Annotated in this window: 12 protein-coding genes and 1 riboswitch; of the genes, 5 read left to right on the top strand and 7 right to left on the bottom strand. The window is 71.4% G+C overall.

Translation table 11 applies throughout. The features are described 5' to 3' along the window. Positions 1–134: 134 nt before the first annotated feature. A complete protein-coding gene (locus tag ASF40_RS12160; protein WP_056369361.1) occupies positions 135–704 on the bottom strand; it encodes a dihydrofolate reductase family protein in 570 nt (189 codons plus the stop codon). 74 nt (positions 705–778) lie between these two features. Here ASF40_RS12160 and ASF40_RS12155 point away from each other — a divergent pair, with 74 nt between their 5' ends. Then, complete coding sequence (locus ASF40_RS12155; protein ID WP_056369359.1) at positions 779–1,375, top strand: TetR/AcrR family transcriptional regulator; 597 nt, start codon at positions 779–781, stop codon at positions 1,373–1,375. Positions 1,376–1,418: 43 nt separating this feature from the next. Here the strand turns inward: ASF40_RS12155 and ASF40_RS12150 are convergent, their stop codons facing one another. Then, complete coding sequence (locus ASF40_RS12150; RefSeq protein ID WP_056369929.1) at positions 1,419–2,720, bottom strand: aspartate kinase; 1,302 nt, start codon at positions 2,718–2,720, stop codon at positions 1,419–1,421. Between the two features lie 281 nt (positions 2,721–3,001). Between ASF40_RS12150 and ASF40_RS12145 the strand changes: the two genes are divergently transcribed. Continuing rightward, a complete protein-coding gene (locus ASF40_RS12145; RefSeq protein ID WP_056369358.1) occupies positions 3,002–3,490 on the top strand; it encodes a hypothetical protein in 489 nt (162 codons plus the stop codon). Between the two features lies 1 nt (position 3,491). Here ASF40_RS12145 and ASF40_RS12140 read toward each other — a convergent pair whose 3' ends face one another. The 3 genes from ASF40_RS12140 to ASF40_RS12130 form a co-directional block, all read right to left on the bottom strand. Next, positions 3,492–4,424, bottom strand: coding sequence for a DMT family transporter (locus ASF40_RS12140; RefSeq protein ID WP_056369356.1), 933 nt, complete (start codon positions 4,422–4,424; stop codon positions 3,492–3,494). A gap of 176 nt (positions 4,425–4,600) precedes the next feature. Beyond that, entirely contained in the window at positions 4,601–5,194 is a 594-nt protein-coding gene (gene recR, locus ASF40_RS12135; RefSeq protein ID WP_056369354.1) for a recombination mediator RecR, read from the bottom strand. Positions 5,195–5,197: 3 nt separating this feature from the next. Then, positions 5,198–7,477 carry a DNA polymerase III subunit gamma and tau gene (locus ASF40_RS12130; protein ID WP_056369352.1) on the bottom strand — a complete coding sequence of 760 codons (2,280 nt, stop codon included), beginning with the start codon at positions 7,475–7,477 and terminating at the stop codon, positions 5,198–5,200. Positions 7,478–7,632: 155 nt separating this feature from the next. Further along, positions 7,633–7,727, top strand: a riboswitch (TPP riboswitch). Between ASF40_RS12130 and thiM the strand changes: the two genes are divergently transcribed. From thiM to thiD, 3 genes are all read left to right on the top strand, one after another. Continuing rightward, positions 7,718–8,536, top strand: a complete 819-nt coding sequence (thiM, locus tag ASF40_RS12125) for a hydroxyethylthiazole kinase (protein WP_056369350.1) — start codon at positions 7,718–7,720, stop codon at positions 8,534–8,536. (Overlaps the previous riboswitch by 10 nt.) After that, the gene (gene thiE, locus ASF40_RS21490) at positions 8,533–9,207 is read left to right on the top strand and encodes a thiamine phosphate synthase (RefSeq protein ID WP_056369348.1); all 675 of its coding nucleotides are present in this window, start codon (positions 8,533–8,535) and stop codon (positions 9,205–9,207) included. Before thiM ends, thiE begins: the two co-directional genes overlap by 4 nt. After that, positions 9,204–10,679, top strand: a complete 1,476-nt coding sequence (gene thiD / locus ASF40_RS12115; protein ID WP_056369346.1) for a bifunctional hydroxymethylpyrimidine kinase/phosphomethylpyrimidine kinase — start codon at positions 9,204–9,206, stop codon at positions 10,677–10,679. Before thiE ends, thiD begins: the two co-directional genes overlap by 4 nt. Positions 10,680–10,789: 110 nt before the next feature. Here thiD and ASF40_RS12110 read toward each other — a convergent pair whose 3' ends face one another. Together ASF40_RS12110 and ASF40_RS12105 are read right to left on the bottom strand one after the other, a co-directional pair. Then, a complete protein-coding gene (locus ASF40_RS12110; RefSeq protein WP_056369344.1) occupies positions 10,790–13,315 on the bottom strand; it encodes a glycoside hydrolase family 65 protein in 2,526 nt (841 codons plus the stop codon). Further along, entirely contained in the window at positions 13,312–14,043 is a 732-nt protein-coding gene (locus ASF40_RS12105) for an HAD family hydrolase (RefSeq protein ID WP_056369343.1), read from the bottom strand. Before ASF40_RS12105 ends, ASF40_RS12110 begins: the two co-directional genes overlap by 4 nt. Positions 14,044–14,134: the final 91 nt, after the last annotated feature.

Here is a 14,134-nt window from a genome sequence, read left to right as displayed (position 1 = left end):
TTCGGCGATTCTACCGCCGGGCGAGAGCGGGACAGGCCGGATTACGGCGAGCGGTAGGCAGGAGACGCATTCCTAGGGACGACCAGCCCCTCGCCCGCCCGTCGGGGCGCGAGGGACCCCTTCGCCGCGCCCCGTCACCGGCGGCGATACTCGTTCATCACGACCCCCGAACCGAAAGCGCGCGACCGCTCGAGTACGAGCGATTCCGGGGCGTAGCCGCCGGCGAACAGCGGCAAGCCGTCACCGAATACGATCGGATTGACCTTGAGCACGAGCCGGTCGATGTCGTCGCGCAGCTGCGCCGCGAGCACTCCGCCGCCGCACAGCCAGATGTCGGCACCCGGCCGCCCTTTGAGGTCGGCCACCACACCGCGCGGATCGTCGGCGGTGATGCGGACACTGCCCCCGACATCACGAGAGGTGCGCGAGCGCGAGAAGACGATCTGCTCGAGGTGCGGGTACGGATCGTCGGTGAGCGGCAGTCCCGCAGCGAACGTGTTCCAGCCCATGAGCACGGTCGCGAAGCGCCCGCGCGGGGCGGTCGACCCCATTGCGTCGTAGAGCAGGCCGGGCACGGTGTCTGCCCACTCCGCGTTGATCGCGTCGACATGGTCGCCCTCGACGGGGAAGGCGTCGAAGGCTCCGTCCGGTGCGGCGATGCGGCCGTCGAGCGAGACGGCGGCGTAATAGATGAGCTCGCGCATGAGGGTCCTTTCACGACATGTGTAGTGATTGATGAGACTACGACATCTGTCGTGGATTAGCTAGAGTGACGGGCATGGCACGCAACGACGAACGGCGCCGACTGCTCACGGATGCCGGGATCGACGTCCTCGCTGCGGACGGCATGCGAGGGCTGACGCACCGGGCGGTGGACGCGCGCGCAGGAGTGCCGACAGGAACCGCGTCGAATTACTTCCGCAGCCGGGAGGCACTCGTCGGAGCGCTCGTGGAGCGGATCGGCGAACGCCTCGCCCCCGATCCCGCGGTCCATGCGCAGTGGCGCGACCGCACCCCGACGCCCGCTCTGTTCGCGGACTACACCCGGGACATCGTGCGCCGGCTCAGCGCCGAGCGGGACGTGACCCTCGCGCTGTTCACGCTACGGCTGGAAGCAGCGCGCTCGCCCGCGATCGCTTCAGCGCTCGGCGACTGGATGCGGGCGGGGTTCGCCGCGGATGTCGCCTTCAACCGGGACGCCGGGCTCCCAGGCGGGGCGTTCGAGATCGCGCTGTTCCACTATGCGATCGAAGGGCTGATCCTCGACCGGCTCACGGTGCCGATCGACCCCGAGGTGTCGACGGACGAGATCGTCGAAGCGTTCGTGGAGGGGCTGCTGGGGGGTCGCACGGGCGACGGCGAACGCCGGGGATGAACGGATGCCTCGGGCCGAGGCATCCATCTCACCCGAGATGTCGTCAGCGGCCGGTGCCGGCGTGGACGGTCGCCTCGATGTCGCCGTCCAGGCCGTAGGCGGTGTGGACGACGCGGGCGGCCTCGGCGAGGTCGTCTCCGCGCACCACGACCGAGATGCGGATCTCGGAGGTCGAGATCATCTCGATGTTGATGCCCGCGACGCTCAGCGCCTCGAAGAGCGTGGCCGAGACACCCGAGTGGGTGCGCATGCCCGCGCCCACGACGGAGAGCTTGCCGATCTGGTCGTCGTGCACCAGATTCTCGAACCCGATCTCCGACTGGTCGGCGGCGAGCGCCTTGAGCGCAGTGGCGGCGTCGGTCTTGGGAAGCGTGAACGAGATGTCGGTGCGGCCGGTCGTCGCGGCCGACACGTTCTGCACGATCATGTCGACGTTGGCGCCCGACTTCGCGACGACCTTGAAGATCTCGGCGGCCTTGCCGGGCACGTCGGGAACGCCGATCACGGTGATCTTGGCCTGGCCGAGGTCGGTGGCGACGCCGGCGACGATGGGCTCTTCCATCTCTTCTCCCCCTGAAGTGTCGGGAACTGTGCCCTCGGGAAGATTCATCCCCTGGCCGAGCACGTAGGTCCCCACGCCCGAGCTGAACGTGGAGCGGGCGTGGATGAGCACGCCGTGGCGGCGTGCGTATTCGACGGCACGGATGTACAGCACCTTCGCGCCGTTCGCCGCGAGCTCGAGCATCTCCTCGGCCGACACGACGTTGAGCTTCTTCGCCTTCGGCACGACGCGCGGGTCGGCGGTGAAGATGCCGTCGACGTCGCTGTAGATCTCGCACACGTCGGCCTCGAGCGCCGCCGCGAGGGCGACGGCCGTGGTATCGGAGCCGCCCCGGCCGAGCGTGGTGATGTCGCGGGTGTCGCGATTGAAGCCCTGGAAGCCGGCGACGATGACGATCGCGCCCTCGTCGAGCGCCTCGCGCAGGCGGATCGGCGTCACGTCGACGATGCGGGCCGAGCCGTGGTCGGCGGTCGTGATCATGCCCGCCTGGCTGCCGGTGAACGACCGTGCCTCGAAGCCCATCGAGTGGATCGCCATCGCGAGCAGCGCCATCGAGATGCGCTCGCCGCTCGAGAGGAGCATGTCGAGCTCGCGCGGCGCCGGGATCGGCGCGACCTGGCTGGCGAGATCGAGCAGCTCGTCGGTCGTGTCGCCCATCGCACTGACGGCCACGACGACATCGTGGCCGGCGCGACGCGCGTCGACGATCCGCTTCGCGACGCGCTTGATGCTCACGGCATCAGCCACCGACGATCCGCCGTACTTCTGGACGATCAGCGCCACATCGAACTCCACGCGTTTTGTCTGAGGGCGGGCGAGAACGGATGCCGCTCACCGCGGTCTCCTGTCAACCCAAGGGTCCATCTTACGGATGCGCTCATGCGCGCCCAGCCATGTGTCGAGCGGCTCGCTCTGCGGGCCTCGCCGCAAGATCGGATCCGCACCTGCGGATCGGCGGCCCGACACGCCGGATCAAGATGGTGCGAAGCGGCGCGTCGCCGTCCCACTTCGCAGGTGCGGATCCGATTCTGTGCGCCGCGGGCGAGCGCCAGTAGCATCCGAGGATGGAGCAGATCGAGACGTGGTCGGACTTCAATGTGGCCATGGTCGGCGCGACGGCGGCGCTGGCGGGTCTCGTGATCGTCGCCGCGAGCGTCAACATCGGCGACATCATCAAGGAGGCCTCGCTCACCGCCCGTCTCGCCGCGGGCATCTCGGGCCTCGTGCTCGCGCTCATCGGCTCCGCGATCGGGCTCATTCCGGAGGTCGGGCCCGTCCTGTACGGAGTCGCGATGATCGTCATCGCGCTCGGCGCCGGGGTGTTCCAGGTGCAGGCGACCCGGAGGATCTTCGAGAATCAGCATCCCGCCAACCGGATGCGCTGGCTCAAGTCGGCGGTGGGCTTCCTCGCCCCGCTCGCCTATCTGATCGGCGGCGCACTCCTGGCGGCCGGCCAGCCCGCCGGCCTGGCGTGGTTCGCCGTCGGGTCGATCGTCGCGATCGGCGCCGCACTGCTGGTGTCGTGGATCGTGCTGGTCGAAGTACTTCGCTGACCTACTTCGAAGCGATCGGCGGCAGGTCGGCCGTCTCGCTCTTGCGGGCGCGCAGTGTGCCGCCGGTGGCGGCGAGCCAGCAGCCGAGGAGCACCAGCGGGAAGCCGATCAGGAGGCCGGGGGTCAGCGGCTCCCCGAGGATGATCGTGCCCAGGACGATCGCCACGACCGGGTTGACGTAGGTGAACAGCGGAGCCTTGACCGGGCCGACCCGCGCGATCAGCGCGAAGAAGGCGATGAACGCGAGCGCCGTGCAGAGCACGGCGAGGGCCACGAGCGACACGGTGCTCTCGACGGTCGGCACCTGATGCTGCGTCAGGAACGCGATGGGCGTGTAGAAGATGCCCACCGCGAAGAGGGCGAGGGTGATCGATCCCAGGGACGGCACGTCGCGCAGCTTGGCCGCGATGACGAAGGGCGCGATCGCGTACAGGAGCGCGACGAGGAGCACCTCCCCCACCGCCAGGAGGCCGCCGCCGCCCTCGATGGCGAGCCCGGGGCCGGCGACGATCACGAACACGCCGGCGAAGCCGATGAAGAGGCCGATCGCGCGCGCCGGGCTGAGCACCGACCGGTCGCCGCCGCCGAAGGCGATCAGCGCCGCGAACAGCGGCACGGTCGCCACCAGGAGTCCCGTGAGTCCTGAGGGCAGCGTCTGCTCTGCATGGCCGAGCAGCAGGAAGGGCCCCGCCATCTCGATGGCCCCGAACAGCAGCACCCAGCCGATCTTCGCGAACGCGGGGCGCAGCGCCTTCTGGTGCACGGCGAAGGGCAGCAGGAGCAGCGCGCCGAGCAGTGTGCGGCCGGCGACCACCGCCGCGGGCGAGTAGGACTCGACGGCGACGCTGATGAACAGGTATGGGACACCCCACAGCAGCGCCATCGCGGCGAAGAGCAGCCATGCGCGCGTGTCGAACCGCTGTGAGGAGTTCATGCGGGGCGTCTCCCAACGTGGTGTGGCGAAGTCAGCCGAGACGTCGCCGGACGGACGTCGTCATCGACTCAGGTTCCGCGGTCGTCGGCGCTGCGCGCGAGACGGCCGACCGCCAATCTACGGCGGACTTCCGACATCCTCGGCGATCGTGAAGCACACCCGGACCGGCGTGGGGTTCAGACCGAGCGACGGCCCTCGAAGGCGCGACCCAGCGTGACCTCGTCGGCGTACTCGAGGTCGCCACCGACCGGGAGCCCCGAGGCGAGGCGGGTGACCGAGATCTCGAGGGTGTGCAGCAGACGGCTCAGGTAGGTCGCCGTCGCCTCGCCCTCGAGGTTCGGGTTGGTCGCGAGGATGACCTCTTGCACGGTGCCGTCGGCGAGCCGCTGCATGAGCTGCGTGATGCGCAGGTCGTCGGGACCGATGCCGGCGATCGGGCTGATCGCGCCGCCCAGCACGTGGTAAAGCCCGCGGAATTCGCGCGTGCGCTCGATCGCCGCCACGTCCTTCGCGTCCTCCACGACGCAGATCAGCGTCTGGTTGCGGCGGGGGTCGCGGCAGATCGAGCAGCGTTCCTGCTCGGAGACGTTTCCGCACACCTCGCAGAAGCGCACCCGCTCGCGCACGTCGCTGAGCAGCTCAGCGAGGTGCGACACGTCGAAGTTCGGCGTCTGCAGGATGTGGAACGCGATGCGCTGAGCCGACTTCGGCCCGATCCCGGGGAGGCGGCCGAATTCGTCGATGAGGTCTTGGACGATGCCGTCGTACATGGGCTAGCTGAACCTCGTCGGGGGCTCGTAGGGTTCCTCGCGAACGAACGTGGCGCCGAGCACCTGGCGCACGACCGCCTCGCCGTAGCGCTGCACGCCGCCGTTGCGGGTCGTGACCACCGGGGTCAGCGGCGGCACGACCGTGGGCGGAACCGGGAGGTCGGCGACGGCATCCGTGTCGTCTTCGTCATCGTCATCACGCTCGAGGGCCGGTGCGATCTCGGCACGCGGCAGGACCTCACCCTCGCGCGGGGGTGCGAGCGTCGCGACCCGCGCGGTCGCGGCCTCGGCGTCTTCGGGTTCGTCGTCGACCGCGAACTGGGCCGGCGTCTCAGCCGGGAAGGCGGCGGGGCCAGGGTCGGGCGGCGGGGCGTCGTCGTCGGACGGGATGGGTGCGACGGCCCAGTCGGTGACCGGGGCAGCCGACGCCGGCGCCGCAGCCGGCGCGGTCGGTCGCGGCGCGGCGGAAGCTGTCGCGCGCGGCGCAACCGGGGCCGACGCAGGTGCGGCAGGTGCCGACGCACGTGGTGGCGCAGCCTGCGCAGGCCGCGACCCGCTCGGCGGGGCAGCGGCGGAGCGGGCGGCCGGCGCCTCTGGTGCTGCCGCCTGACGCGGAGCCTCGCGACCGGGACCTGAAGGCGCCGGCGCCGCCGGGCCACCCGCGCCACCGCCGGCAGCGTCGTGACGGGCGATGTACTTCACGCGGATGCCGAGCACGGCCAGAATCGCCTGACGCAGGTCTTCGCTGGGGCCCTTGCCCGCGGCGAGCTGCTTGAACTTCGCGACGTCGCTCTGGCTCGAGAACGCGAGGGTGAGCACGTCGTCGTCGAGCGCCACGGTGCGGGCGCCCGAAGCGAGCATCCACGACGAGCGGCTCACGTTCTCGAGCTGCGCGAGAACCTGCGGCCAGGCCTGCTGGAGGCGGTCGAGCGTGACCGGGCCGGCAGGGACGGGAGGCGCAGCCACGGGCGCAGACTCGGCAGGCTGCGCGGCCGGAGCCGGCGCCGCCGCCACTGCGGGCGCAGCAGCAGCGGCCGCGGGCGCGGCAGCAGCGGCAGCAGCGGCTGCAGGCGCGGGCGCTGCAGGTGCAGGTGCTGTCGCTGCGGGAGCTGTCGCTGCGGGAGCTGTCGCGGCGGGGGCCAGTGCAGCCGCCATCGCCGGCGCGGCGACGGGAGCGGCGCCGGCGCCGCGCGCCAGCACGCGGGCGACCATCAGCTCGAGCTGCAGGCGCGGCGAGGTGGCGCCGGTCATGTCGTCGAGGGTCGCGATGACGAGGTCGGCGATATGCGACAGCCGCGACGGACCGAATGCGTCGGCCTGGCGCTGCATGCGCGCGAGGTCTTCGGCCGAGATGCCCCGCAGCACCGCCCCGGCGCCCTGACCGGTCGCGGACACGACGATGAGGTCGCGCAGGCGCTCGAGCAGGTCGTCGACGAAGCGACGCGGGTCCTGTCCGGTCTGCACCACGCGGTCGACCGCGGCGAAGGCGGCCGAGGCGTCGGAGGCGGCGAACGCGTCGATCACCTCGTCAAGGAGTTCGGCGTGGGTGTAGCCCAGCAGCGCGACGGCGCGGGCGTAGGTGACCCTGGCGTCTTCCGAGCCGGCGATCAGCTGGTCGAGCAGCGACAGGGTGTCTCGGGGCGATCCGCCGCCCGCGCGCACGACGAGCGGCAGGACCCCCTGCTCGACGTTCACGCCCTCCTGGGCGCACAGCTGCTCGACGTACTCGAGCATCGCGGCCGGGGGCACGAGTCGGAACGGGTAGTGGTGGGTGCGCGACCGGATCGTGCCGATGACCTTCTCGGGCTCGGTCGTCGCGAAGATGAACTTCACGTGGTCGGGCGGCTCTTCGACGAGCTTGAGCAGTGCGTTGAAGCCCTGCGGGGTGACCATGTGCGCCTCGTCGAGGATGAAGATCTTGAAGCGGTCGCGGGCGGGCGCGAACACCGCGCGCTCGCGCAGGTCTCGGGCGTCGTCGACGCCGTTGTGGCTGGCCGCGTCGATCTCGACGACGTCGAGCGAACCGCCGCCGCCACGGCCGAGCTCGACGCAGCTGTCGCACGTGCCGCACGGCGTGTCCGTCGGACCCTGCGCGCAGTTGAGGCAGCGGGCGAGAATGCGCGCCGACGTGGTCTTCCCGCACCCGCGGGGTCCCGAGAACAGATACGCATGACCGACCCGGTCGCCGCGCAGCGCGGTCATGAGCGGCTCGGTGACCTGCGACTGCCCGATCATCTCGCCGAACGACTCGGGCCGGTAGCGGCGGTAGAGGGCGGTGGTCACTCCCCCAGCCTACGGTGTGGGGCCGACACTGCGGCAGGCTCGGCGCATCGCATCGCGACCGCAGCTCGACGGGCCCGGCGACCGGGACCGGACGCGCACGGTGCACGCCGGGGACACACGGCGATGACCCGTCGGGATGCCCTGCTAGATTGCTCGGCAGTGACACGGGGTGCCCGCGCGGCGGGCTGAGAACACACCCGTCGAACCTGATCTCGATCATGCGAGCGAAGGGATGTCGCGATGAACGCGCGCACCGAAGCACACCTGTCCGCCCTCTCCCCCGCCGCCGCGCTGACGGCGCTGCGGGAGACCTCGCCCCTGGTGCAGTGCATCACCAACGCGGTGGTGACGAACTACACCGCGAACGCGCTCCTGGCGGTGGGCGCCGCGCCCGCGATGTGCGACATCCCGGGCGAGGCCGGGCTCTTCGCCGGCGTCGCCGACGGCGTGCTCGTGAACCTGGGCACCCCCACCGCCGAGCAGCGCGACGCCGCCCGCGAGGCCGTGCGCGCCGGAACCCCGTGGGTGCTCGACCCCGTCGCGGTGGGAGTGCTGCCCGTACGCACGGCTCTCGCCGCCGAACTGCTCGAGCACCGTCCCGCCATCGTCCGCGGCAACGCCTCCGAGATCCTGGCCGTGGCCGGCGAGGGCGGCGGCGGTCGCGGCGTCGACGCGACGGACGGGACGGATGCTGCGGCCGGCGCCGCGCGGTCGCTCGCGCTGCGCACCGGCGGCGTGGTGGCCGTCTCGGGCCCGGTCGACCTCGTGACCGACGGCGAGCGGGTGGTCCGCGTCCATGGCGGGGATGCGCTGCTCACGCGCGTCACCGGCGGCGGCTGTTCGCTCGGCGCGGTGATGGCCGCGCTCGTCGGCGTGTGCGCTCCGTTCGAAGCGGCGGTGGCGGCATCCGTCCTGTACGCGGCCGCGTCGGAGCAGGCCGCCGCGCGCGCGGAGGGACCGGGCACGTTCGCCGTGGCGTTCCTCGACGCGCTCGACGCCGTGGCCGCGGCGCCGGCCGAGCTCGACGCGCGCGTCGCCGACATGCTGGCGATGCGATGAGCGGGCTCGGCGCCCGCCTCGCGCTGCACCTCGTGACCGACGGCCGCCTGCCGTTCGACCGGCTGCTCGACGTGGTCGACGCTGCGGCGGGCGCGGGGGTCGACGTCGTGCAGCTGCGGGCGAAGTCGGTGACGGCTCGTGAGCTCATGCGCCAGGCGCGAGCCCTCTCGGACGTCATCGATCGCCGCTGCCTGCTCCTCGTCAACGACCGCGTCGACGTGGCCGTCGCCGCTCGGGATGCCGGTGCCCGCGTCGACGGCGTCCACCTGGGACAGAGCGACCTCCCGCCCGAGACGGCACGGCGGCTGCTCGGGGCGCACGCCGTGATCGGATGGACCGCGAACTCCGCGGAGCACCGGGCCGCCGCACATCTGCGCCGCTCCGGCACGATCGACTACCTCGGCGTCGGCGTCATCCGGCCGACGTCGACGAAGCCCGACCACCCGCCGGCGCTCGGCGTCGAGGGCTTCGCCGCGTTCGCCGCGGGCACCGACCTGCCGTGCGTCGCGATCGGAGGAGTCGTCGAGTCGGATGTCGCGGCGCTCCGCGATGCCGGAGCCGCGGGCATCGCGGTCGTTTCCGCGATCTGCGGCGCGGACGACCCGGCGGCGGCGGCCCGTGCCCTGCGGGACGCGGCCGATGCGCCCTCGCTCGAGGGGGTCGCGCGGTGACCGGCACGTCGCTTGCCGCTGCCGCACCGACGCCGGTTCGCGCGGTGGCGATCCCGCGGGTGCTGAGCATCGCCGGCACCGACCCGACCGGCGGCGCCGGTGTGCAGGCGGACCTCAAGTCGATCGGCGCGCTCGGCGGCTACGGCATGGCTGTCGTCACCGCGCTCGTGGCACAGAACACCCGCGGAGTGCGCGAGGTGCACGTGCCGCCGACGACGTTCCTCGCCGCGCAGCTGGATGCGGTGTCGGACGACGTCGAGATCGACGCGGTCAAGATCGGCATGCTGCAGTCGGCGGAGATCATCGGCACGGTTCGGCGGTGGCTCGGACGCGTGCGCCCGCCGATCGTGGTGCTCGACCCGGTGATGGTGGCGACGAGCGGCGACCGGCTGCTCGACCCCGCGGCCGAGGAGGCGCTCCGTGAGCTCGCCCGCGACGTCGATCTCGTGACCCCGAACCTCGCGGAGCTCGCGGTTCTCACCGGCCGCGCCCGCGCGACCTCGTGGGCGCAGGCCGTCGACGACGCGCAGACCCTCGCCCGCGACACCGGCACGACGGTGCTGCTGAAGGGCGGGCACCTCGACGGCGCCGACTGCCCGGATGCGATCGTGGCGGCCGACGGCGCCGTGCACGAGGTCGGCGGCGCACGCGTCGAGACGCGTCACACCCACGGCACCGGCTGCTCGCTCTCGTCCGCGATGGCGACGCTCCGCGCGGGCGGCGCGACCTGGCCCGAGGCGCTTCGGCGCGCGAAGACGTGGCTGACCGGCGCGCTCGCCCACGCCGACGCACTGCGGGTGGGCCAGGGCAACGGTCCGATCGACCACTTCCACGAACTGCGGGGCGCAGCATCCATGGTCCCCGCATCGTGGTCGACGCTGGCGTGGGAGCAGGCGGCCGCCGTGCGCGCCGACGTCGACGAACTGGAGTTCGTGCGCGGGCTCGGCGAGGGCACGCTGCCGCGCGAGGCGTTCCTGCGGTACCTCGCGCAGGACGCGATCTACCTCGGCGAGTACTCCCGCGTGCTGGCGAAGGCGAGCGCGCTCGCACCCACCCCGGAGGAGCAGACGTTCTGGGCGCGGTCAGCCGAATCCGCCATCGTCGAGGAGCGGCGGCTGCACGAGTCCCACCTCGGCGCGACCGTCGCAGCCCCGGCGCCGCAGACCCTCGCGTACACGAACCACCTCCACGCGTCGGCCCGCTCGTACGCCGAGCTGGTCGCGGCGCTGCTCCCCTGCTTCTGGCTCTACACCGATCTCGGCATCCGTCTCGCCACCCGGCGACACGACGAGCACCCGTACGACGACTGGCTCGCGATGTACGGCGACCCCGCCTTCACCGCGGCGACGGCGCGGGCGACCGAGATCGCCGATGCGGCGGCGCTCGAGGCCGGCCCGATCGAACGGGCGCGCATGGACGCGGCTTTCGCGCGCTCGATGGAGCACGAGCGGGAGTTCTTCGCCCGGGCGTGAGTTGAGGCCAGGGCGTCGAGGGTGTGGTCGAGATCAGGAGATCCGGCGGCGACAGGACGATTCCGCAGAGTCGGTGCTGTCCTCGCCGGATCTCCTGATCCGGAGCAGGGCTAGACGTCGGCGCCGTGCTCGACGTCGGCGGCGCCGACGATGATCGGGATCGTCGAGGTGACGGTGGGCACCGACGCGGACAGCAGCGAACCGTCCTCGCGGCGCGCGTCGCCGAGCTCGCGCAGCGACGGACGCCCCGGGATCACCGGGCCCTGCCCGTCGAGCGGTGCCACCACCTCTTCGCCCGCACCGACCACGTAGCCCACGCCTCGCACGCTGAAGCCGACGGGGTCGCCCTCCGTGGCGCGCACACGCAGCTCCTCACGGGTGACCGTGACGACCAGCCGCGTGCCGTGCCAGTGCAGGACGAACTCGAGCGACGGCCACGAGACGGGAAGCCGCGGATTGAACGACAGCTCACCGAAGTGGTCGCGCATGCCGCCGAATCCTGCGACGAGTGCGGTCCACACGCCACCGGCCGAGGCCACGTGAACGCCGTCCGCGGCGTTGTGGTGCAGGTCGCCGAGGTCGACGAAGATCGACTGCCGGAAGTACTCGAGCGCGAGGTCCTGGTAGCCGACCTCCGCGGCGAGGATCGCCTGCACGACCGCCGACAGCGTCGAGTCGCCCGTGGTCAGCGGGTCGTAGTACTCGAAGTCGGCGAGTTTGTCCTCGTCGGAGAAGTGGTTGCCCTGCAGGAACAGCGCGAGCACGACGTCGGCCTGCTTGAGCACCTGGTACCGGTAGATCACCAGCGGGTGGAAGTGCAGCAGCAGGGGCCGCTTGTCGGGCGGGGTGTTCTCGAGGTCCCAGATCTCGCGCTCGAGGAACACATGATCCTGCGGATGGATGCCGAGGCTCGGGCTGAACGGGATGTGCATGGCTTCGGCGGCCCGCTCCCACGCCTCGGGCTCACCGGGCTCGAGGGCGAGGCGGTCGACCATCTGACGGTAGACCTCGCCGTCGGCCTCCGCCATCTCGCGGATGGTGCGGGCGGCGAAGCGGAGGTTGAACCGCGCCATGACGTTCGTGAAGAGGTTGTCGTTGACGACGGTGGTGTACTCGTCGGGCCCGGTGACGCCGTGGATGTGGAACGTGTCGCCCTCGCCGTCGACCACGCCGTCGTTCGAACGCCAGAAGCCGAGGGTCGCCCACAGCCGCGCCGTCTCGACGGCGATGTCGACGCCCTCGCGGAAGAGGAAGTCGTTGTCGCCGGTCGCCCGCACGTACTTCGCGAGCGCGAAGCTGACGTCGGCGTTGATGTGGTACTGCGCGGTGCCGGCGGCGTAGTAGGCGGAAGCCTCCTCGCCGTTGATCGTGCGCCACGGGAAGAGCGCGCCGGCCTCGTTGAGCTGGAACGCGCGCTTACGCGCGGCGGGCAGCATCAGGTACCGCATGCGCAGCGCGTTGCGGGCCCACAGCGGCGTCGTGTACGCGAGGAACGGGAGCACGTAGATCTCGGTGTCCCAGAAGTAGTGTCCGGAGTACCCCGAGCCCGTCATGCCCTTCGCCGGAACGCCCTGTCCGTCGGCGCGCGCCGAGGCCTGCGCGAGCTGGAACAGGCACCAGCGGGTCGCCTGCTGCAGGTCGTCGTGGCCGCCGATGCGCACGTCCGAGCGCTCCCAGAACGCGTCGAGCCACTCGCGCTGCTGCGCGCGGATCGCGTCGACGCTCTGGCCGAGGGCGCGGTCGAGGGTGCGGCGGCAGCGGTCGACGAGCTCGCGCGCGGGCACGCCGCGGGAGGTGTGGTAGCTCACGAGCTTCGTGACGCGGATCGGCACTGCGGCCTTCGCGTTCACGCGGAACACGTTCTTCGCGATGTCGGGCTCGATGAGCGTGCGCGAGGTGTACTCGTTCGCCGTCTCGACCAGATGGTCGGCGACGACGGCGATCGTCATGCCCGAGTCCGTGACGCGGTACGACAGGGCGGAGCGCAGCTTGTCCTGCCAGTACTCCTGCGGCTGCAGGACGCGCTCCTCGAGCTTCTCGGTCTTGCGCGGGTCGAACCCGGCCTTGCGCGGCGCCAGCGGCGTGCCGCCGTAGACGTCCTCGCCGTCCTGCCGGTTGAGGATCTGGCAGCTCACGGTGACCGGCGCGTCGGCGTTCAGCACGGTGACGTCCACCGTCATGACCGCGAGGTGCTTCTCCTCGAACGACACCAGCCGCTCGTAGTCGATCCGCACTTCCTTGCCCGACGGCGTGACCCACAGGATGTGCCGGCGCTGCACGCCGTCGCGCATGTCGAGAGTCCGCTCGTACTCGCGCACGTCGGCGACATCGAGCGACAGCGGCTCGTCGTCGACGTAGACGCGCATGACCTTCGCGTCAGGGGCGTTGATGATCGTCTGACCGACCTCGGCGAATCCATAGGCCTGCTCGGCGTGACGGATCGGGAACGTCTCGTGGAACCCGTTGATGAACGTGCCGTGCTCGTGCGCGTGACGCCCCTCGGGCTGATTGCCGCGCAGGCCCAGGTATCCGTTGCCCACGGCGAACAGCGTCTCGGTGACGCCGGCGTCGTCGAGCTCGAACGACGTCTCGACCAGACGCCACGGGTCGACGGGGAACCGATCGCGATCGATCATCGTGCGAACTCCTCCAGATCCTTCACCACGACGTGCGCACCGGCGTCGACGAGGTCCTGCACGCCGACGCCCCGGTCGACACCCACCACAAGCCCGAAGCCGCCGGCGGCAGCGGAGCGCACGCCGCTGATGGCGTCTTCGACCGCGGCGCTCCGCGCAGGCTCGACCTCCAGCATCCGTGCCGCTTCGACGAACACGTCCGGTGCGGGCTTGGAGGCGAGGTGGTCGCGTTCGGCGATGACGCCGTCCATCACGACGGTGAAGCGATCACGGATGCCGGCTGCCGCCAGCACCTCCTCCGCGTTCTTGGAGCTCGACACCACGGCGACGGGCGTGCCCGCTTCCGCGAGCACGTCGAGGAGGCGCATCGACCCCGGGTACGGGGCGATCCCCTCGGCGCGGAGGACGCGCTCGAAGACGGCGTTCTTGCGGTTGCCGATGCCGCACACCGTGTCGGCGGTCACCGCGTCGGACGGGTGGCCCCACGGCACCTCGACATCGCGCGAGCGCAGCAGGCTCGCGACGCCGTCGTAGCGCTTCTTGCCGTCGAGGTGGTCGAAGTAGTCGCGCTCGGTGTACGGCGGGGTGATGTCCCACGCCGCGAAGAGCTCCTCGAACATCGTCTGCCACGCATGCATGTGCACTTCGGCTGTGGGCGTGAGGACGCCGTCCAGATCGAACAGCACGGCGTCGTAGGCGGTCAGATCGGGCAGGGCGTCGTCAGCCACAGAACCTCCGAGAGCGGGTGCGGGTGCTTCGGCACTGCATCGCGCCGTCCAGCCAGCGTAATGCGGGCGGGTGTCGGGTCGCACCCCGTGA

Origin of the sequence: Microbacterium sp. Leaf288 (genome assembly GCF_001422925.1) — a bacterium.
Taxonomy (GTDB): Bacteria; Actinomycetota; Actinomycetes; order Actinomycetales; family Microbacteriaceae; genus Microbacterium.
Note: the sequence above shows the minus strand (reverse complement) of the source record. Positions and strands in the feature narration are given on the sequence as shown.